Genomic DNA, 18,600 nt, shown 5'->3' with positions numbered 1-18,600 from the left:
CCCCTGCGCGAGTGTCATCGCCGATCCCTTCTATTCCGGCGTCTCGCTGCTGACCACGCGCTTCATCAAGGAGCGGCCGCAGGTGGCACGAAAGGTGGTACAGGTGCTCGACCAGGCCACGCGTCTTGCCAACACCGAGTTCGACCGGGTGCGCCCCTACTTCGCGAAGTACACCGCGATCCGCGGCGAGAGTGTGCGCATCATCGCCCAGCCCTACCTGCGCGCCTGGAACGAGCTCAACGACACCGACATCCGCTCCTATCAGGCGCTGGTCGATGTCTTCCACAAGGAGGGCGTGCTCAAGGACCGCATGGATGTCCGTTCGGTGCTGCTCAAGCCCGCCGACCTGGCCTGATCCGGGAGCGACGACATGAGCGGTTATCACGACATCGGCGGCCTGCCGGCCGGTCCGATTCCGCAGGTGGAACTGCCCTTCCAGCACTGGGAGAAGCAGGCCGAGGCAATCCGCAATCTGCTTGGCGACGGCGCTCGCCGGGTGATCTCGCTCGACGAGATCCGTCACGGCTTCGAGTCCTTCGGGCTCGACAAGTACCAGCGTTATTCGTTCTACCGCCGGCGCCTCGAGGCGATGATCGACACCCTCGTTGCCAAGGGGCTGTTCACCCGCGAGGAGTTCGAGGCGGCGCTGAGCAGCGTTCAGGACCGCTGGTCCACGCCCTGCCGGGAAGGCTGAGGCAGCGCAAGCCATGTCGCGTCAGCGTTTCAGACTCGGCGACCGGGTCCGGGTGCGTGACCTGCGCAAGCCCGGCCATGTGCGCACTCCCGATTACATCCTCGGCCAGTGCGGCGAAATCATCCAGTGCTGCGGCTGGTTCCTCAACCCGGAAGATCTGGCCGTGGGCCGAACCGACGGCCAGGTGGTGCCGCTCTACCGGGTACGGTTCCCGATGCGCGAACTCTGGCCGGAACACCGCCGCCATCCCGACGATGCGCTGTGCATCGAGATCTATGACCACTGGCTCGAAGCCGAGCACGGAGAGTCCCATGGCTGAGCCGCCATCACCCGCACCGAGACACGACCATCATGACGGCCGTGAGCACGACCATGAGCACGCCCATGAGCACGACCATCCTCGGGCGCATGGCCACGCCCACGAGCACGATGCCCTGGTGATCGAGGACGGCGAGGGCAACCTGCTCGGACAGCAGATGGTCGATGCCCTGCAGGCCCTGCTGATCGAACGCGGGATCCTGTCGGCAGGTGAAGTCACTCTCGAGATCCAGAAACTCGAGGCGCCCGGCACGCACCTCGGTGCAAGGCTGGTGGCCCGGGCCTGGATCGATCCGGCTTTCCGCGCACGACTTCTGGCCAACGGCAAGGACGCCGCGGCCGAGCTCGACATCAGGGTGGGCGAGGCGCAACTGGTGGTGGTGGAGAACACCGAGGCCGAGCACAACCTGATCGTGTGCACGCTGTGCTCGTGCTATCCACGGTCGATCCTGGGCCAACCCCCGTCCTGGTACATCAGCAAGGCCTACCGGGCCCGAACCGTGCGCGAACCGGCATCCGTGCTCGCCGAATTCGGGCTTCATCTTCCCGCCAGCACCGCGATCTGCGTGCATGACAGCACCGCGGACATGCGCTTTCTCGTGCTGCCACGAAGACCCGAGGGCACCGAGGGCTTGAGTGAAGACGCCCTCGCCCGACTGGTCAGCCGCGACAGCATGATCGGCGTCGCGCAGGCGCTGTCTCCCATCACGCCCACCGAGGCCCAGTCATGACCCACCCGTCCGCACCGTCCGGTACCGTGTCCTGCCGCGGCGCTTTGCCGACCACGCTCGTGCTGGCGCTCGGCGCCTCACCCGCCCTGGCGCATCACCCGATGGGCGGGCAGACGCCAGCCACCCTGATGGAGGGCCTGCTCTCAGGCCTCGGGCATCCGCTGATCGAACCCGGCCATCTGCTCTTCCTGCTGGGCAGCGCTGCTGCGATCGCCTGCCTGCCCGTGGCGCGCAGGCAGGGCATGCGCCTGCTCACCCTGTTCCTGGTTGCCGGCCTGATCGGCACGGTGGCCGGCGCAGCCGGCCTGAGCCTGCCCCTGCAGGATGCCGCACTCGCGCTCAGTCTGTTGCTGCCCGCGTTCGTGCTCGGTCTTTCCCGCATCGGCGCCGGTGCTCGTAACGCATCGGCCGGTACACGCTGGACAGGGGCGGCGGGGCTGGCCGGTCTCGTCCACGGGCTCGTCCATGGTGAAGCCGTGGTGGGCGCGGAGCCCACGCCGGTGCTGGCCTATCTCGCCGGACTGGCGCTGCTGCAGGCCGGACTGCTGATGGCGGTGTGGCTGCCGGCCAGCCGGCTCACGCCGGCCCTGCGCACGCGCCTGCGTCTGCCGGCAAGGGCCTTCGCGTTCGCTCTCGCCGGCGCCAGCACGTGGCTGCTGGTGGGTGCCGCCTGAGCATGAGCCGCCTCAGGGCTCGAGGATGTTGAACATCGGCGAGAAATCGTCGAGCACACCGAAGAGCGCCGCCACCGATTGGCGCTCACCGTCCACCCCGAGCAGGCCCTCCTCGAGCGCCTGCGAGAAGCGCTTGCCGGCCGACAGCAGCGCGCCCAGCGCGGTACGGTCAGCGAGCACCGTGGCCTGACGGGCCTCGCCATGGCTGCCCTCGGCGTGACTGAGCGCACCGTGGCTCAGACTCAGCCGATGACAGCCGCCTTCATCGGTCATGCGCCAGTCGATGCGCAGGCTGAGTCCCTCCGCCTTCGGTCCGTTGATGCGGATGGCGAGGTAATCGAAGAACATCGGCATCGGCATCATCGCCACCACCCGCGGCGCCACCCCGCCCTGCGCACCGGCGGGTGGCCGGGGTGCGCCCTTGCGCAGCTCATGCGCGCCAAGCAGATACGCGTTGCGCCAGGTGGATGACTCGCTCTGGTAGCCCAGCTGCTCGAGGGCATCGGCGCAGAGCTCGCGGGCCGGCCGGTTGGCCGGGTCGGCAAACACCAGGTGGTGGCAGACCTGCGCCACCCAGCGGTAATCGCCGGCGTCGAAGTCCTTGCGTGCGCGCGCCAGCACGCTGTCTGCACCGCCCATGTACTCGAGGTAGCGCTGCGCCTGCGCCTGCGGCGAGAGCGGATTGAGGTTGACCGGGTTGCCGTCGTAGGGCCCGAGATAGTGGGCATAGACCGCCCGCACATTGTGCTCGACCGCGCCGTAGTAGGGACGCGCGTGCCAGCGCGCCCGCAGCGAGGCCGGCATGCGCACCGACTCGGCGATCTCGTTGGGCGTCAGGCCGTGGCTCATCAGCCGCAGGGTCTGATCGTGCAGATAGCGGTACATGTCGCGCTGCTCGCTGATGAAGCGGCGCACCCGCTCGCGGCCCCAGGTGGGCCAGTGATGCTGCGCGATGCAGACCTCGGTGCGGTCGATGAAGGCATCGAGCGCCTGATCGAGGTACTTGGACCAGGCCAGCGCGTCCCGTGTCTTGGCGCCACGGATGGGACACAGGTTGTGCATGGTGTGGCAGCCGTTCTCCGACAGGTTCAGCACCCCGAGCTGCGGAAAGAAGAAGTTCATCTCCGCCGGCGCCTCGGTCTCGGGCGTGAGCTGGCAGACCACCTCGATGCCATCGATGACCAGGGTCTCGGTCGGCTCGCTGACGATGCGGTTCGGCGCGATCAGGCTCTGGGTGCCGCGTCCGGTGACCTTGCCCAGGCCGCTGTCCACATGCCCGAGCGGGCCGCGGGCCAGGGTGGGGCCGAACTGGAACATCGCGCGCCGGCGCATCGGTACGCCGGCCAGCACATTCTCCGAGATGACCTCGTGCATGAAGCCCTCGGGCGCGATCACCGCCACCTCGCCGCTGGCGGCCTGCGCCGGCGTGATCACGCCCTCGACGCCACCGTAGTGGTCGGTGTGGCTGTGGGAATAGATCACCGCACGCACCGGCCGATCGCCGCGATGGGCGCGATACAGCGCCAGCGCCGCGGCTGCGGTCTCGGTGAACATCAGCGGATCGATGATCACGATGCCACTGTCGCCTTCGATGATGGTCATGTTGGCGAGGTCGAAGCCACGCACCTGGTAGAGCCGGTCGGTGACCCGGAACAGCCCGTGCAGCCGGTTCAGCCGCGCCTGTCGCCACAGGCTGGGGTTGACCGAGTCGGGCGCCTGCTCGTCCTCGAGGAAGCCGAAGCTGGCAAGGTCCCAGACAACCTGCCCTCGCCCGCCCACGATTCGCGCATCGGGAATGCTGCCGATCAGGCCGCGCCCGGCATCGTCGAAGGACTCCTGGTCGGAGAAGTCGAGCTCGCTGAACACCTTCCGGTTGAGACAGCAGGTGTGGGCGCTGGCCGGTTTCATCGGCGCGCCGGCATCACCGGCGGCGCTCACGCCGCCTGCTCGAGCAGGCGGCGAAAGTCGGCCCGCACCCGTCGGGCTTCCTCGCCGGCGGCGGGCACCGCAGCGCCCATGCCGAAGTAGCCATGAATGAGCCCCGAACCATGGTGCTCCATCACCCGCACCCCCGCGGCCCGCAGCGCCGCGGCATAGGCCTCGCCCTCATCACGCAGCGGATCGAACTGGGCGGTACACAGCACCGTGGGCGGCAGCCCGGCCAGGCTGCCCGCCTTCAGCGGGGAGACCCGCGGATCAGCCGCCAGGCCGCTTGCGCCGAGGTAGTGGTCGGAGAACCACTGCATCACCGCCAGCGACAGGAAATAGCCCTCGGCGTTCTGGGCACGCGAGGGATAGGCGCGGTTGATGGCGGCATCGCGGAAGTGGCCGGTGACATCGGTGACCGGGTAGACCAGCAGCTGGGCGTGCACCCGCGGCCCGCCATCGCGCGCCGCGAGCGCTGCAGCAGCAGCGAGATTGCCGCCGGCGCTGTCACCGGCCACACCCAGCGGCTGGCCCGCACCACCGAAGGCAGCCGGATTGGCACCCACATGGCGCACGGCGGCGAACGCGTCGTCGAAGGCCGCCGGAAAGCGGGCCTCGGGCGGACGCCGGTAATCGACGCTGACCACCGTGGCATCGAGTTCGATGGCGAGAATGCGGGCGGCGCGGTCATGGGTGTCGAGATCGCCTGCCACCCAGCCGCCGCCGTGGAAGTACACCACCGTGGGCGCGGCGCTGCGCGCGGTGCGATAGACCCGTGCCGGAATCGCGCCGGCCGGGCCGGGCAGCGAGATCGCATCGACCCGGCCGGGGTCGGGCAAGGGCTGGTCGTTGCGGGCCTGGGCCATGGCCAGCAGCGAGTCGCGCGCGCTCTGCGGCGTCATGGTCGGGACATCGCGCAGGGGCATGCGCGGCAGGATCTTCGCGATCTCGGCATCGAGGGGCATGGAGTGTCTCCGCAGGGTGGATCAGAGGGCGGCACGGCCGCGAAACGGCATCGGGACGTGAGCATACCGGCGCCCGGGAAACGCAAGTATCATCAATTGATCGGCCGGCCGCGCCCGGGGGCGCCGCCCTGACCCACCCCCACGAGAGGACTTCCGCCATGAGCAAGCCATTCGACCTGGTGATCCGCGGCGGCACACTGGCCGACGGCCTGGGCGGCCCGCTGCAGGAAGGTGACATCGGCATCAACGGGGGCCGGATCACCGCGATCGGCAGGTTCGGCGGCACAGGCACCGAGGAGATCGACGCCCGCGGCCGGCTGGTCACGCCCGGCTTCGTCGACATCCACACCCACTACGATGGTCAGGCCACCTGGGACCAGCGCATGCAGCCCTCCAGCCTGCAGGGCGTGACCACCGCGGTCATGGGCAACTGCGGCGTGGGCTTCGCGCCGGTGCGTCGGGCCGATCACGACCGCCTCATCGAGCTCATGGAAGGTGTCGAGGACATTCCGGGCGCGGCCCTGCACGAGGGCCTGAGCTGGCAGTGGGAATCCTTCGGCGACTACCTCGACTTCCTGGCCACCGTGCCGCGCGACATCGATGTCGCCGCTCAGCTCCCGCATGGCGCACTGCGCCTTTACGTGATGGGCGAGCGCGCCGCGCGCCTCGAGCCGGCCAACGAAACCGACATTGCCCGCATGCGCGAACTGACCCGCGACGCGGTGCGTGCCGGCGCCCTCGGGTTTTCCACCTCCCGCTCGCTCAACCACCGCAGCATCAAGGGTGACCCCACGCCCTCGCTGAAGGCCGGCGAAGACGAGCTGATCGGCATCGGTCGCGGCCTGGCCGATGCCGGCAAGGGTGTCATCCAGATCATCTCCGACATGGCCTACAGCCAGGGCGACGAGCTCGGCATGGTCTTTCGCATCGCGCGCGACAGCGGCCGCCCGGTGTCGATCTCGCTCGCCCAGAGCCATCGCAAGCCCGAAGACTGGCGCAAGACCCTGGCGCGCATCGAGGCCGAGTCGCAGTCCGGCACGCGCATCGCCGCGCAGGTTGCGCCGCGCGCGGTCGGCGTGCTTTTCGGGCTGCTCGCCAACCGCAGCCCGGTGCATGGCTCTCCCACCTTCCTGCAGCTGCGGGCCACGCTCGCGCCCGCTGCCATGGCCGCCGCCATGCGCACGCCCGAGATCCGCGCGCGCATCCTCGCCGAGTCGCTGGAGCATCCCTTCCTGCGCGTCGATGGGAAGCCCTATGACTACGAACGGGTCTTCGGCCTGGGCTCGCCCCCCGACTACGAGCCTCCCCTCGAGAAATCGGTGGCGCACATCGCGCAACGCACCGGCCGAACCGAGCTCGACACCGCCTACGACCTCATGCTCGAGAACGACGGCAGCGCGCTGCTGCTGGCGCCGTTCGCCAACTACGCCGACTGCAATCTCGACACCTGCGCCGAACAGCTCAGCCATCCCAACGCGCTTTTTGGTCTGGGCGATGGTGGCGCGCATGTCGCCTCCATCTGCGATGCCAGCTTCACCACCTACCTGCTCAGCCACTGGGGCGTGAGGCGCGATCACGGCCGCCTGCCGATCCCGCTGCTGGTCAACCTGCTGTCGGCGCGCAATGCGCGGGCGGTGGGGCTCACCGACCGCGGCGCGCTGGCACCGGGCCAAAAGGCCGACATCAATGTCATCGACCTGGAGAACCTCGCGGTGCAGGCACCTCAGGTGCATCGCGATCTGCCTGCGGGCGGGCGCCGGTTCCTGCAGGGCGCCACCGGTTATGACGCGACCATCGTGTCGGGCCAGGTCGTGTATCGCCATGGCGAGGCCACCGGCGTGCTCCCGGGCCGACTGGTGCGCGCCTGAACCACGACCGCAGCGCCGCTGAACCGACCCCTCCCTGATCCCCGCGGTGTCATTCGCCGCGCACCCTGCTGCACGCTTCCGGAGATCACCATGCTGGCCGTCTGGTACGAACGAAAAGGTCCTGCGCGGGAAGTGCTGCAGTTCGGCGAACGGCCGCTGCCCGCTCCCGCAGCCGGCGAGGTGCGCGTGCAGGTGCATGTCTCGGCGGTCAACCCCTCCGACACCAAGAACCGCGGCGGCGCGCGCGGCAATCTGGCCATGCCCTTCCCCGTGGTGATTCCCCACCAGGACGGCGCCGGCGTGATCGATGCGGTCGGCGACGGCGTCGACCCTCAACGCGTGGGTCAGCGGGTCTGGATCTACGAAGCCACCCAGGGCCGGCCGCACGGCACCTGCGCGCAGTACAGCGTGGTGCCTGCCTTCAAGGCCGTGCCGCTGCCGGCCCGTGCCGACTTCGACGCAGGCGCCTGCATGGGCATTCCGGCCATGACCGCCCACCGCTGCGTGATGGCCGACGGTCCGGTGCTGGGCAAGACCGTGCTGGTGCACGGTGGCGCGGGGGCGGTGGGCTTCTATGCGATCCAGATCGCCCGCCTTGCCGGCGCGGCCCGGGTCATCGCCACGGTCAGCCGCGACGAACAGGCGCGCCAGGCGAGCGCGGCGGGCGCCCACGAGGTGGTCAACTATCGCCAGGAAGATGTGGTGGCTCGGGTGCGGGAGATCACCGGCGAAGCACAGGGCATCGATCGGGTGATCGAGGTGGCCTTCGGTCAGAACCTGCCGGTGAACCTGCCGCTGCTGCGGCCCGGCGGGGTGATCGCGACCTACGCCTCCGATGCCGTGCCGGAACCGGCCATTCCGTTCTGGCCCATGCTGGCCAAGGACATCACCGTGCGCTTCGTGCTGGTCTATGCGATGTCACAGCAGGCGCACGACGATGCGGCCATGTTCATCAACAACGCGCTGTCCAACGGCGAGTTGCGCCACCAGTTCTACCAGCGCTTCGCGATGCGGGACACCGCGCTGGCCCATGAGGCCACGGAAAGCATGAGCCATGTCGGCAAGGTGCTGGTGGGCATCGACCCGCCGACGGGCTGACATGGGCGGGCGGCGGGTCACTCCACGACCGCGACGACCTGCCCCTCCTTGACCGCTTCGCCCTCGGCAACCCTGATCTCGACCAGACGACCGGCGCGCGGGCTGCTCACCGGGATCTCCATCTTCATCGACTCGATGATCATGATCGTGTCGTCTGCGCCCAGTTCGGCACCGGCGGCAGCCTCGATCTTCCAGACCGAACCGCTGACTTCGCTCACCACCTGAACTCGCGCCATCTGTCGTCTCCCTGAGGGCCCTGCAGGCCCGGTCGCTGAAGACCTGATGATAGACGCTGGGACCCAGGCCACGGCCTGCGCCGCCACGCCACCCGCGCTCAGTCACCGAAAAAAGAAAGGGCAGAGAGGCCAGGGCTGGCCGGTCTGCCCGAAAAATCACCAGGAGGACGGTGTTCGGACAGCGTAGCGAGGCGCGATGCCTTCGGCATTGAGAATGCGCAACGCCGGACCAGAGGCGCTGCACGGGCCTGCCCGCGCAGGCCATGGGGGGGGCCACCGCCTCCCGACCATGGGTGCCTCAGTGGAAGTGCGTGGTCTCGGGCTCGATGTCTTCGGGCATGTCGGCGTGCACGATCTCGCCCTTGCCGTTCGGGTAGAGCGGGCTGCCGCAGTCTTCGCAGAAGTCGGGCTCGTTCAGGTCGGGCCAGAAGCGGATCTCGGTGATGCCAGCCTCCCGCAGGGTGGCGCGGATCTGTTCGAGCGGCGAGGGGTCGTCCTGATCGCTCTCGGCGCCGAGCAGCGGCCAGACCACGCCCTGGGCGACCTCCTCGGATTCACCCAGCGACAGGCCGATCCGGTATTCATCGACCCGATCCTGCCCGAAGGGCGCGATCGCGGCGGTGATCTCTGCCGGCTTGACCCCCAGTGCATGGGTGAGCAGGTGCATGGCGGCACGGATGGCGTAGGGCCGCACCCGGCGATCGGCCTCGCGCAGATTGATGTGGTAGGCGTCGGGCAGCAGGCACTCGAAGCCGCAGCCGGCCAAAAGCGGCTCAAGGCTGGGCCGACCCTGTGCGATCCACTGCTCCAGACAGTGCACACGGCCGGCATGGCCGGCTGCGTCGGTCTCCTGCCAGCGGAACAGCGGCATGCCGACGGGCGCCGCCACCACACCGATCAGGAACCGGGTATCGGCCAGCATGTCTGCGGTGTCGGGCAGCGACTTCAGGTCCAGCCGTGCGGACTGACCGGTGATTGCGCTGCTGCCCAGGCGGCGCGTGAGGCGGCGCATCTCGGCAAAGTCGCGCGGCAGCTGGTCAATGCTGTACAGGCAGGGGGAGATCCGGAAGCGCGCCTGCGACGCCAGGGCATGGGCCTGCCACTGGGTGGCCAGCGTGAGCGCGACATCGCTGGCGATGGGGCCGGACGGAATGCGAAAACGGGTCCAGACCACCAGCGGCGCACAGACCAGAAGACATTGCCAGGGCTGCCCATCGATCTCGAGCGTGAGCGCCTCGCTCGCATCTTCAACCGCCTCGATGAGGGCGCTGTAGGCCTCGGTGTCGGTCTGGTTCAGGCGCTCGAGTGCGTCTTCCACCGGCTGGGCATGGCCACCATCGAGGAGTTTCTCGAGCCGGGCCGAAAGCGAGGCTTCCCAGAAGCGATCCTCGGTTCTGCTGCCGGCATTCGACAGCCCGAGTGCAGCCGCGACAAGCCGCTCGGCATCCGGCGAGAGATGGGACTTGCGCTCGCGCAGGCCGCGGGGGTGTCTGGCTTCTTTCATCGGGCCTCGGGGGCGAAAACTCGCTCGGGTAAACCCGCGATTGTAGCCGATCGGCCCGGCAGGAGCCGACAGCCCTGGCCGCGCAGGCTCAGAGCCAGCCGGTGATCGATGCGCCGGCAAAGCGGCGCCAGTAGCCCGACCCGCCGCTGCCGGCGGCGAAGTTGCTGCCCGAGCCACCCGCATAGAAGCGCGCGCGCCAGGTGGGCGTGATGTCCCGCCCCATGCTGAGTTCCCAGACGTTGGGATTGCCGGAACTCTGATTGCCGAAGCCGTCGACCTCGCGGGACACACCCACGCCAACCCGGGCCTGCAGTTCCCAGGGGTTGAAGTCGTGATAGAGCCCGACATAGGCCCGCGCCTCGTTGTAGCGCTTCGGATTCCAGTAGCCCCGCGCAGCGCGGCTGTCGCTGGTGGGATCGGAACTGCTGAAGAGCTGGCCTTCCATGCCCACCACCACCTTGGGCGAGAAACGCAGCGCATAGTCGGCACGGCCGGTGACCCGGGTGCGCACATTGCCGTCGTCAAAGCGCAGCAACGCAAGGCTGCCACCGGCGTTCCAGCGTGGCAGCGGCCGCCAGTCGACCGCCAGACTGGTGGTGGCCACCGTGACGCGGTTGGCCAGCGCCGTGGTGTTCTCGATGGTCTCCCGGCCGAGCTCGCCGTCCAGCCGCAGGCCATCGCGGGGAATCCAGCGCAGCCGAGCCGCACCGGTGAGCGGCGACCATCCGGCGTAGCGGTTGGCCGAGACGCTCAGGCTGGGCCAGAGGGTTCCCCAGCGGGTGTAGGGATCGCCAAGGCGCCAGCCGTAGGACGCCGTCAGCCGGTCGGCATCCAGAGACGCCGCCGGTTCGCTGATCGAGGCCCGTCGCCAGGCGAACTCCAGGGTGTGGCCGCGCTGCGGACGCACCAGCCCGCCCAGCGTGAGCGCGCTGATGATCAGCGAATCACGGTCGCGTGCCCATTCATAGGCAGCCCATCCGCTGCGGGCGGTCTCGCGGCTGGTTCGCCAGTTGCGCAGCCAGGCGGCATCAGGCAGATCGACACCCTGCAGGGTGTCATGGGCGAGATCCTCGAAGCCGGCCCAGCGCAGACCGCGCGCGACTTCGCGCTTTTCGTCGGGGCTCGCAGGCGCGTCGATGTCGCGCCAGATGGCAAGCGCCTGGCGGTGTCGTCCCGCAAAGTTGAGCGCCTGGGCGAGACCGAGCTGGGTGAGGCGATCGGCAGGGTCGGACGCGGCCAGCGCCTGGTAGGCCGAGATCGACTCGGCATGGCGGTCGGTCCAGAGCAGCATCTGCGCGCGCTTGCGGGCGATGTTGCGGTCATCGGGCTTGAGGGCGAGCGCGCGGTCGTAGGCCTCGAGCGCCTCGCTGAGCCGGCCCAGGTTCTGGCGACTCTCGGCCGCACCGCGCCAGGCTTCGGCGCGCACCGGCTCATCGTAGATGGACGCCTGCGCGACCTCGAGGAACAGCGGTTCGGCCTGCGCGGCATCGCCCGCCCAGGCGGTCTGCCAGGCGAGGCTGGGCAGCAGTTCGGACCGGCGCTGCGGTGCCTGCGCAAGCACCCGCCGATAGAGCGCAGCCGACTCGGCGTTGCGATCGGCAAAGCCGAGCACCCGGGCGACTTCGATGGCCATCTCGGCATCGTTGGGGTCCGACGCTGCAAGCATCAGGTACATGGGCAGCGCGGCCTGATAGTCCCTGGCCTGTGCCAGCTGCCGGGCGGTGCCCAGGTCGGCAATGACCTCAGGCCGGGGCGGGCGATCGACGATGACGCCGCCGGCGCGCACCGTGTAGCCGCTGGCCTGGGCGAGCGCCGGCGCGACCGACAATCCGGCCAGCAGCAACCAGCACAACCGCGACAGCCTTCGACTCATGCACCCTTGCCCTTTCGCTGCGTGTTCCAGGTGATGGAATCCTTGCCCGGCCGCTTGAGCAGATAGGGCAGCGCCCAGGTGGTCGAGAGCGCGAGCAGCATCCAGTAGATGATTGGATACCAGACCGCGTAGGGGTAGTACCGGCTGATGAACGGGTCATATCGGCGGTCGATGAGCGCCCCCGCGGCCAGCTGGATCAGGCAGATCGTGCCGATGGTCATGCCCCAGAGGTTGGGCATCGGCGTGGCGCCGGCCGGCGGCAGACCCGTGGCCAGGCACAGCAACCAGATCAGCGTGAGGGCCACGAAGCACAGGCACCAGAGGGTGGACATGACCGATTCGGTGAACACCGGCCACATCCGGCGCAGCTGCCAGCGGGTGACCACATCATGGTGCTTGCGCAGCACCTGCATCAGACCCCGGGCCCAGCGCAGCCGCTGGCGCCACAGACCGCGCAGCGAAACCGGCACGGTCATCCAGCAGATGGCACGCGGCTCGTAGCGGATGTCGTAGAAGCGCTTCTGCATCTTCCAGGTGAGCTCGATGTCCTCGGTGGGCATGTTGGGGCTGAAGCCGCCGACATCGAAAACTGCGCTCTTGCGCAGCATGGTCACCACCCCGGAGACCGTGGTGATCCGGCCCCAGATCCGCTGAGAGCGCCTCAGCAGGCTGACGATGGACGAGAACTCGATCGCCTGCAGGCGCGCGAGGAAGGAGTTGGTGTTGCGCACCCGGGGATTGCCGGTGACCGCCGCGACCCGACCGTGGGTGAAGTGCGGCACCATCCAGAGCAGCATGTCGGGCTCGGGCTGGGCGTCGGCATCGAGAATCAGCAGCAGTTCTCCGCGCGCCAGCGGCAGCACATCGTTGAGCGCCAGCGCCTTTCCCTCGTTGTTGAGCTTGCGAACCACCCGTACCGACGGCCCGGGCAGCATCGGGATCATCGCATCGAAGGTTTGGTCGGTGGAGCCATCGTCGACCACGATGATCTCGAGGTCGGGATAGTCGAGCGCGATCACCGATGCGAGCGATTGCCGGATGACCGCCTGCTCGTTGTGGGCAGGAATGATCACCGTGACCGGAGGCCAGCCATTGGGCGGGGCCACGATCTCGTGCGAGGTGTCCTCCCAGCGCAGGCGGAACATCCAGGAGGTGGTGATCCACATCACGCTGGTGACGATCGGGTAGGCGGCGAAATAGAAGAGCGCCCACCAGTAGATCGTGGTCGCCTGGACCGCGATCAGGAACTCCTGCAAAGGAGTCATCGTGTGCTCGCCACCCGGTAATTCTTGCCGAACTCGTCGATCTCGATGACGATCACCCGCGAGCGGCTGAGCGCATCCCAGTCGGCGGTGACCTCGCGGCCGGTCCAGTCGACGTCATAGACCGGCTTGACCTCGCGCATGCCCTTGCGGGGCCCCTTGCGCTTGTAGATCCCCATGTTGTGGAAGATCCACAGCAGCGTGATCAGTGGCGCGGCAATGATCGACAGCACCAGCAGCAGCACCAGCGGGCCACTGTCCCAGGGCCGGGAGACCACCAGGGACCACATCCAGATGAACAGCACCCAGCCGCCCAGCACGAGCAGGAAGTGGCCGACCTTCTGCAGCAGGGTGAGCGGCGGGGAGTGGCGCTCCGGGTACTCCCGAGGGAGATGACGATCAGCGGAGGCCATGCATCACGACTGCGATCCGGCGATCAGGCGGCCGGACGGCGGCGGCGGGCGGCCCAGCCGAACAGACCGGCAATGGCGCCCAGCGCCATGGTGCCCGGCATGCTCACGCTGGCGACCAGATTCTGCGCCGGGATGAGGGTGAAATCGGTCGCGCCCGGCAGCCGCCAGCGAAGATCAACGGCACCCGCCTCGAGGCGATCCCAGGCGCCGAGTTCGAACTGGTACAGGCCCTGGCTCAGCACCAGGTTCTGGGAGAAGCTGTCGACATTGCGCGCGTTGAGGAAATCGCGCTGGATGGACTGCTTGGCACCACCCGCACCGTACAGGTCGAAGAAGAAGCCGTCGTCAGAGAGCACGCTGAAGTTGTAGGCGCCCGGCGTGGTGATGCGGATGAAGCCGGTGAAGCGCGAGGTCCAGTTGTTCAGGTTGTCGGCCACCGCGGCGCCCGGAGGGCAGGCCGAGGGCGCTGCCGACACCGGGAACGGCTGGGCCATCGGAATGCCGGGGGCAAAGCTCTGGTTGAAACAGTTGTTGCCGTAGTTGATCACGGGCGCCAGCATCGACGCGGAAGTCAGCACCGGCACGGTGCTGCCCGGCGCGTTGATCGTCTGCCAGTCGGCGCGACCCCACAGACCGGTGCCCCAGGCGTAAGAGCCGATCGGGGCGAAACCCGCGGCGCTGGGATCGTTGCCGTACTGGCGGGTGGTCTCGTTCCAGAGCACCGTGCTGCTATTCCAGTTGCCATCGATGGCGATGAAGGTGGCATTGGCCCCCGTGCCCGCATCAGCCGGACCGGCGAAGGTGGGGTTCACGGTGATGTCGGCGTGGGTGACGCCGGCCAGGGCAGTCATGGCAAGGCCGATCGCGGAAAGGGCAAGACGCTTCATGTTGACCTCAATCAGTGGCGGCGCCCGTGACAGGTGCAACACTCGCACCCGGGCCCGATGAATGGCTTTTTAGCACGGACGAACGGTGTGACTGCGGAACTAAGTCACATTTTTTTCGTTTGCCGGACTTATGTCACGCCGACGGGGCGGCATCGGCGGGCTCGAGGCTGCTCCAGAGCGCCGGCCGCCGGATCTCCTTGGCGACCCCAGCCAGGTAGTCGAGGTGTGCCTGCCTCTCTTCCGGCAGCGGAGACACCACCCGCAGGCCGACGGGCGGCCATCCGGAAGATTCACCTGACGCAACCCTCTGCGCAGATCCGCCGTGCAGCGCAATCTCCAGGCTGTCCTGACCGCGGGTCATCGCCAGATAGACATCGGCAAGCAGCTCGGCATCGAGGAGCGCGCCGTGCAGCTTGCGATGCGCATTGGAGATGCCGTAGCGCTCGCAGAGCACATCGAGCGAGTTGCGCTTGCCGGGATGCAGCTCGCGCGCCAGACGCAGCGTGTCGGTCACGCGGCAGCCGGTGGCAAACGACGGCAGCCCCAGCCGGGCGAGCTCGGCATCGAGGAAGCCGACATCGAAGCTCGCGTTGTGGATGAGCACCTCGGCGTCGGCGACGAAACGGATCAGCTCCGCAGCCACCTCCGGGAAACGGGGCTTGTCGAGCAGCATGTCGAGCGACATGCCGTGGACCGCGCGCGCGCCCTCGTCGACCTCGCGTTCCGGGTTCAGGTACAGATGCAGGTGCCGGCCGGTGAGGCGCCGGTTGATGACCTCGACGCAGCCGATCTCGATGATGCGGTGGCCGTCTTCGACCGTGAGGCCGGTGGTTTCGGTGTCGAGGACGATTTGTCGCATGGGCTGTTCGAGGGTGATCGGAGCAATCTAGCACAGCCCCTGGGGGCGTCCGGGGTTCACGCCTGTCGAGCCCGCGACCGGCGGGCGCGGCCTGCTATCGTGCACGATTCGCCGCGCGGATCCGACCATGCCTGAGCGCCCTGCCCACCCTGCCCTCGCCCGCGAGGCGATCCGAAACCTGCCCGCCTCGCGGATCCGCGAGGTGGCCAATGCCGGACTCGGCCAGCCCGGCGTGCTGCCCTTCTGGTTCGGCGAACCCGACGCGGTCACGCCGGCGTTCATCCGCGAGACCGCGGCAGCGGCGCTCGCGGGCGGCGACACCTTCTATGTTCACAACCTCGGCATCCCGGCACTGCGGGCCGCGCTGTCTGACTACCTCGGCGGGCTGCACGGCACCCTCGACGAGCGCCGGATCGCGGTGACCAGCGCCGGGGTGAACGCCCTCATGCTCGCCGCCCAGCTTGTGCTCTCGCCCGGCGACCGGGTGGTGGCGGTGGTGCCGCTGTGGCCGAATCTCACCGAGATACCGCGCATCCTGGGCGCGGAGGTGGTCCGAGTGCCCCTGCAGCCGGACGAACAGGGTCTGTGGCAGCTCGACCTGGAGCGCCTGCTGGCCGAGCTGACACCGGGCACCCGGGCGGTGATCATCAACTCGCCCGCCAACCCCACCGGCTGGACCATGACCGCCGGGCAGTGGCAGGCGGTGGTGGAGCGAGCCCGGGAACATGGCATCTGGATCCTGTCGGACGAAGCCTACGAACGGCTGGTCTTCGACGGCTCGCGCTGCGCCCCCTCGGCGCTCGACTTCACCGGCCCGGACGACCGGGTGATCGTGGCCAACACCTTCTCCAAGGCCTGGCAGATGACCGGCTGGCGCCTGGGCTGGCTGGTGACCCCGACCGCGCTCGAGGACGACCTTGGCAAACTGATCGAGTTCAACACCTCGTGCGCACCCGGCTTTGTGCAGCAGGCCGCCGTGGCGGCGCTGGCACAGGGGGAACCGGGCGTGCATGCCTTCGTGGATGGTCTGCGAAAGCGGCGCGATGCGCTGGTGGCCGCACTGGCCGGCATCGAGGGGGTGACCGCCGGCGCGCCTCCCGGCGCGATGTACCTGTTCATCCGGGTGGCCGGCATGAGCGACAGCGTGGCCCTGGCCAAGGCACTGGTACGCGAGAGTGGTCTGGGCCTGGCGCCCGGGGCTGCCTTCGGCGCCGAGGCCGAGGGATGGCTGCGCTGGTGCTTCGCCAAGCCCGTGCCCATGCTGCAGGAGGGCGCGGCGCGACTGGCCGCGCACCTGAGGCGCTGAGCCGAGCGGCGGGCTCAGTCGGATCGCTGGCCCACGCCCCGGTTGGCCAGGGCGTCTGCCCGTTCATTGCCGGGATGGCCGGCGTGGCCGCGGACCCAGCGCCAGTCGATCCGGTGCCCGCCAACCAGACCGTCGAGCTCCCGCCAGAGGTCGGCGTTCTTGACCGGCTTGCGATCGCTGGTCATCCAGCCGCGGGCCTTCCAGGCATGGATCCAGGCGGAGATGCCCTTCTGCACATACTGCGAGTCGGTGTGGATGACCACCCGGGAAGGCCGCTTGAGCGCCTGCAGGGCGCGGATGACCGCCAGCAGCTCCATGCGGTTGTTGGTGGTCAGCGGTTCACCGCCGAACAGTTCGCGCTCGTGTCCGCCCGCCTGCAGCAGCGCCCCCCAGCCGCCAGGGCCGGGGTTGCCCTTGCAGGCGCCATCGGTATAGATCTGCACGGTGTCGGCATCGGTGTGGGGCTTGTCGGTCATGGCCGGATGCTACCGCGACCCGATGCGCGGGCCGTGCCGCTGCGGCCGGAAGCCGTCTGGCGCACCCGGGCCGCGCCCACCGGCGCAGCCACCGGCGCCAGCCGGCGCACCACGCCCACCAGACGCATGCCCCGCACCCGCTTGACCGCCGACAGGGTGTAGGCCGCGCCGCACACCGGCCACCAGCGATCGCCGGCACGCTCGAGGAAGGCCGAGCGGGCCAGCCAGGCCTCGCTGCGGCAGGCCGGCCGGAAGCAGCCATAGCGCGCCTGCGCTGTCTCGAAGGAGAGCAGCTTGAGCCAGTCGCGCAGCCGCGGGGCCACGATGAACTGCCCGCCCACCGGCAGAAAGGGCGGCGCCATCCAGCCCGGCATGAGCTGCCGGGCGCCCCACAGGCTCACCGGGTTGAACCCGGTGACAATCAGACGCCCCTCGGGGCGCAGCACGCGGTCGGCTTCGCGCAGCACCGCATGCGGGTCAGTGGCCAGTTCGAGCACATGCGGGAGCACCAGCAGATCGATGCTCTGGCTGTCAAAGGGAAGTTCGCCGAAGTGAGCGACCTGGACGAGTGCCCGCCCCTCACCGGCAGGGTCGGCGCGGGCGGGGGCGGTGCCCGTGAAGGCGCCAATCCGGGTGGCGATGCGGCTGGCCCGCAAGCTGTCGAGTTGCGGCAGACCGCACTGCACCGAGTAGAAACCGAACACCTCGTCAACCAGCAGGTCGCACTGGGCCTGCTCCCAGGCCAGCAGATAACGGCCCGGGGGCGAATCGAACCAGCGCTGCCAGGCCTGCGGACCGGAGGCCTGGCCGGGCGCCTGCCTATAATCGGACTCGTTCATCGCACCGAACAGGGTCGCCCCGCCATGACTGACTCCCTCGTCTTCTGCCCGGACCCGCACCGCCGAGTGGTGGCGGTACCCGCCTTCGATGACAACTATCTCTGGCTCGTCCTGTCGCCCGATCATCGTCGGGCCGCGGTGGTTGACCCGGGTGATGCCCAGGCCATCGAAACAGCCCTGGCCTCCCGAGGCCTGACGCTGAACGCGATTCTACTCACACACCATCACCGCGATCATGCCGGCGGCGTGCTCGCCCTGAAAGCCCGCTGGTCATGCCCGGTGTACGGTCCGCAAGGCGAGCGCATCGAGGGGGTAGACCACCCGCTCGACGAAGGCGACCGCGTGAGCCTGGCGCCGCTTGACCTGCAGCTGCGCGTGATCGCCGTGCCCGGCCACACCCGGGGACACATCGCCTATTTTGCCGAGCAGCTTGACGACGGCGATTCGCCCGCGCTCTTCTGCGGCGACACGCTGTTCGCTGGTGGCTGCGGGCGTCTCTTCGAAGGCACCCCGGCGCAGATGCTCGATTCCCTGTCCCGGCTGAGCGCCCTGCCCGATGCCACCCGGGTCTACTGCGCGCACGAGTACACGCTGGCCAATCTGCGGTTCGCGGCGGCAGTCGACCCCGAGAATGCCGCGCTGCAGGCGCGGCTGGCCCAGGCCCAGGCTCG

Annotated in this window: 20 protein-coding genes; 9 read left to right on the top strand and 11 right to left on the bottom strand. The window is 68.9% G+C overall.

The genetic code is table 11. The features are described 5' to 3' along the window. The 5 genes from AC2H6A_RS09615 to AC2H6A_RS09595 all read left to right on the top strand — a co-directional run. On the top strand, positions 1 to 355 hold a 355-nt coding region (locus AC2H6A_RS09615), incomplete at its 5' end, for a hypothetical protein (RefSeq protein WP_484272947.1). A gap of 15 nt (positions 356 to 370) precedes the next feature. Continuing rightward, a complete protein-coding gene (locus AC2H6A_RS09610) occupies positions 371 to 694 on the top strand; it encodes a hypothetical protein (protein WP_484272946.1) in 324 nt (107 codons plus the stop codon). Positions 695 to 707: 13 nt separating this feature from the next. Then, entirely contained in the window at positions 708 to 1,013 is a 306-nt protein-coding gene (locus tag AC2H6A_RS09605; protein WP_484272945.1) for an SH3-like domain-containing protein, read from the top strand. Beyond that, entirely contained in the window at positions 1,006 to 1,743 is a 738-nt protein-coding gene (locus tag AC2H6A_RS09600; protein WP_484272944.1) for a nitrile hydratase subunit alpha, read from the top strand. The genes AC2H6A_RS09605 and AC2H6A_RS09600 overlap by 8 nt, the downstream gene beginning before the upstream one ends. Beyond that, positions 1,740 to 2,417 carry a HupE/UreJ family protein gene (locus AC2H6A_RS09595; RefSeq protein WP_484272943.1) on the top strand — a complete coding sequence of 226 codons (678 nt, stop codon included), beginning with the start codon at positions 1,740 to 1,742 and terminating at the stop codon, positions 2,415 to 2,417. Before AC2H6A_RS09600 ends, AC2H6A_RS09595 begins: the two co-directional genes overlap by 4 nt. 12 nt (positions 2,418 to 2,429) lie before the next feature. On the opposite strand, the gene AC2H6A_RS09590 is transcribed toward AC2H6A_RS09595, so the two are convergent. After that, entirely contained in the window at positions 2,430 to 4,355 is a 1,926-nt protein-coding gene (locus AC2H6A_RS09590) for an alkyl/aryl-sulfatase (RefSeq protein WP_484272942.1), read from the bottom strand. Further along, entirely contained in the window at positions 4,352 to 5,308 is a 957-nt protein-coding gene (locus AC2H6A_RS09585) for an alpha/beta hydrolase (RefSeq protein ID WP_484272941.1), read from the bottom strand. Before AC2H6A_RS09585 ends, AC2H6A_RS09590 begins: the two co-directional genes overlap by 4 nt. 158 nt (positions 5,309 to 5,466) lie before the next feature. On the opposite strand from AC2H6A_RS09585, the gene AC2H6A_RS09580 reads away from it, so the two are divergent. Both AC2H6A_RS09580 and AC2H6A_RS09575 read left to right on the top strand, forming a co-directional pair. Next, positions 5,467 to 7,176 (top strand): N-acyl-D-amino-acid deacylase family protein, encoded by a 1,710-nt coding sequence (locus AC2H6A_RS09580; protein ID WP_484272940.1) that lies wholly within the window; start codon positions 5,467 to 5,469, stop codon positions 7,174 to 7,176. 90 nt (positions 7,177 to 7,266) lie between these two features. After that, positions 7,267 to 8,274: an NADPH:quinone reductase gene (locus AC2H6A_RS09575; RefSeq protein WP_484272939.1), complete on the top strand. Its 1,008-nt coding sequence runs from the start codon at positions 7,267 to 7,269 to the stop codon at positions 8,272 to 8,274. 17 nt (positions 8,275 to 8,291) lie between these two features. Here the strand turns inward: AC2H6A_RS09575 and AC2H6A_RS09570 are convergent, their stop codons facing one another. The 7 genes from AC2H6A_RS09570 to dnaQ all read right to left on the bottom strand — a co-directional run bounded on the left by AC2H6A_RS09570 (position 8,292) and on the right by dnaQ (position 15,308). Next, positions 8,292 to 8,510 carry an acyl-CoA carboxylase biotin carboxyl carrier protein subunit gene (locus AC2H6A_RS09570; protein ID WP_484272938.1) on the bottom strand — a complete coding sequence of 73 codons (219 nt, stop codon included), beginning with the start codon at positions 8,508 to 8,510 and terminating at the stop codon, positions 8,292 to 8,294. A gap of 298 nt (positions 8,511 to 8,808) precedes the next feature. Then, positions 8,809 to 10,014, bottom strand: coding sequence for a DUF2863 family protein (locus AC2H6A_RS09565; RefSeq protein ID WP_484272937.1), 1,206 nt, complete (start codon positions 10,012 to 10,014; stop codon positions 8,809 to 8,811). Positions 10,015 to 10,102: 88 nt separating this feature from the next. Further along, positions 10,103 to 11,887: a tetratricopeptide repeat protein gene (locus AC2H6A_RS09560; protein WP_484272936.1), complete on the bottom strand. Its 1,785-nt coding sequence runs from the start codon at positions 11,885 to 11,887 to the stop codon at positions 10,103 to 10,105. After that, positions 11,884 to 13,152: a glycosyltransferase gene (locus AC2H6A_RS09555; RefSeq protein ID WP_484272935.1), complete on the bottom strand. Its 1,269-nt coding sequence runs from the start codon at positions 13,150 to 13,152 to the stop codon at positions 11,884 to 11,886. The genes AC2H6A_RS09560 and AC2H6A_RS09555 overlap by 4 nt, the downstream gene beginning before the upstream one ends. Next, a complete protein-coding gene (locus AC2H6A_RS09550; protein WP_484272934.1) occupies positions 13,149 to 13,562 on the bottom strand; it encodes a hypothetical protein in 414 nt (137 codons plus the stop codon). The genes AC2H6A_RS09555 and AC2H6A_RS09550 overlap by 4 nt, the downstream gene beginning before the upstream one ends. 23 nt (positions 13,563 to 13,585) lie before the next feature. Beyond that, positions 13,586 to 14,449, bottom strand: coding sequence for a PA14 domain-containing protein (locus AC2H6A_RS09545; protein WP_484272933.1), 864 nt, complete (start codon positions 14,447 to 14,449; stop codon positions 13,586 to 13,588). A 133-nt stretch (positions 14,450 to 14,582) separates the two neighbouring features. Next, positions 14,583 to 15,308: a DNA polymerase III subunit epsilon gene (gene dnaQ, locus AC2H6A_RS09540; protein ID WP_484272932.1), complete on the bottom strand. Its 726-nt coding sequence runs from the start codon at positions 15,306 to 15,308 to the stop codon at positions 14,583 to 14,585. Positions 15,309 to 15,435: 127 nt separating this feature from the next. Between dnaQ and AC2H6A_RS09535 the strand changes: the two genes are divergently transcribed. Next, positions 15,436 to 16,614 carry a pyridoxal phosphate-dependent aminotransferase gene (locus AC2H6A_RS09535; protein WP_484272931.1) on the top strand — a complete coding sequence of 393 codons (1,179 nt, stop codon included), beginning with the start codon at positions 15,436 to 15,438 and terminating at the stop codon, positions 16,612 to 16,614. A 14-nt stretch (positions 16,615 to 16,628) separates the two neighbouring features. Here the strand turns inward: AC2H6A_RS09535 and rnhA are convergent, their stop codons facing one another. Together rnhA and AC2H6A_RS09525 are read right to left on the bottom strand one after the other, a co-directional pair. Continuing rightward, on the bottom strand, positions 16,629 to 17,090 hold the full coding sequence (gene rnhA / locus AC2H6A_RS09530; RefSeq protein WP_484272930.1) for a ribonuclease HI: 462 nt from the start codon (positions 17,088 to 17,090) through the stop codon (positions 16,629 to 16,631). Next, entirely contained in the window at positions 17,087 to 17,929 is an 843-nt protein-coding gene (locus AC2H6A_RS09525; protein WP_484272929.1) for a class I SAM-dependent methyltransferase, read from the bottom strand. The genes rnhA and AC2H6A_RS09525 overlap by 4 nt, the downstream gene beginning before the upstream one ends. 24 nt (positions 17,930 to 17,953) lie before the next feature. Between AC2H6A_RS09525 and gloB the strand changes: the two genes are divergently transcribed. Further along, positions 17,954 to 18,600 (top strand): hydroxyacylglutathione hydrolase (gene gloB / locus AC2H6A_RS09520; RefSeq protein WP_484272928.1); only part of this gene is annotated, 647 nt, incomplete at its 3' end.

This window comes from Quisquiliibacterium sp. (assembly GCF_982640115.1).
The sequence above is the reverse complement of the archived record's forward strand: the minus strand, read 5'-3'. Positions and strand labels throughout refer to the sequence as shown.

Excerpts from the sequence above, each read along its gene's own strand:
- AC2H6A_RS09610 (WP_484272946.1), top strand. The coding sequence starts at position 371 with ATGAGCGGTTATCACGACATCGGCGGCCTGCCGGCCGGTCCGATTCCG.
- dnaQ (WP_484272932.1), bottom strand. The coding sequence starts at position 15,308 with ATGCGACAAATCGTCCTCGACACCGAAACCACCGGCCTCACGGTCGAA.
- AC2H6A_RS09605 (WP_484272945.1), top strand. The coding sequence starts at position 708 with ATGTCGCGTCAGCGTTTCAGACTCGGCGACCGGGTCCGGGTGCGTGAC.
- rnhA (WP_484272930.1), bottom strand. The coding sequence starts at position 17,090 with ATGACCGACAAGCCCCACACCGATGCCGACACCGTGCAGATCTATACC.
- AC2H6A_RS09550 (WP_484272934.1), bottom strand. The coding sequence starts at position 13,562 with ATGGCCTCCGCTGATCGTCATCTCCCTCGGGAGTACCCGGAGCGCCAC.
- AC2H6A_RS09580 (WP_484272940.1), top strand. The coding sequence starts at position 5,467 with ATGAGCAAGCCATTCGACCTGGTGATCCGCGGCGGCACACTGGCCGAC.
- AC2H6A_RS09525 (WP_484272929.1), bottom strand. The coding sequence starts at position 17,929 with ATGAACGAGTCCGATTATAGGCAGGCGCCCGGCCAGGCCTCCGGTCCG.
- AC2H6A_RS09570 (WP_484272938.1), bottom strand. The coding sequence starts at position 8,510 with ATGGCGCGAGTTCAGGTGGTGAGCGAAGTCAGCGGTTCGGTCTGGAAG.
- AC2H6A_RS09585 (WP_484272941.1), bottom strand. The coding sequence starts at position 5,308 with ATGCCCCTCGATGCCGAGATCGCGAAGATCCTGCCGCGCATGCCCCTG.
- AC2H6A_RS09535 (WP_484272931.1), top strand. The coding sequence starts at position 15,436 with ATGCCTGAGCGCCCTGCCCACCCTGCCCTCGCCCGCGAGGCGATCCGA.
- AC2H6A_RS09545 (WP_484272933.1), bottom strand. The coding sequence starts at position 14,449 with ATGAAGCGTCTTGCCCTTTCCGCGATCGGCCTTGCCATGACTGCCCTG.
- AC2H6A_RS09600 (WP_484272944.1), top strand. The coding sequence starts at position 1,006 with ATGGCTGAGCCGCCATCACCCGCACCGAGACACGACCATCATGACGGC.
- AC2H6A_RS09595 (WP_484272943.1), top strand. The coding sequence starts at position 1,740 with ATGACCCACCCGTCCGCACCGTCCGGTACCGTGTCCTGCCGCGGCGCT.
- AC2H6A_RS09565 (WP_484272937.1), bottom strand. The coding sequence starts at position 10,014 with ATGAAAGAAGCCAGACACCCCCGCGGCCTGCGCGAGCGCAAGTCCCAT.
- AC2H6A_RS09560 (WP_484272936.1), bottom strand. The coding sequence starts at position 11,887 with ATGAGTCGAAGGCTGTCGCGGTTGTGCTGGTTGCTGCTGGCCGGATTG.
- AC2H6A_RS09555 (WP_484272935.1), bottom strand. The coding sequence starts at position 13,152 with ATGACTCCTTTGCAGGAGTTCCTGATCGCGGTCCAGGCGACCACGATC.
- AC2H6A_RS09575 (WP_484272939.1), top strand. The coding sequence starts at position 7,267 with ATGCTGGCCGTCTGGTACGAACGAAAAGGTCCTGCGCGGGAAGTGCTG.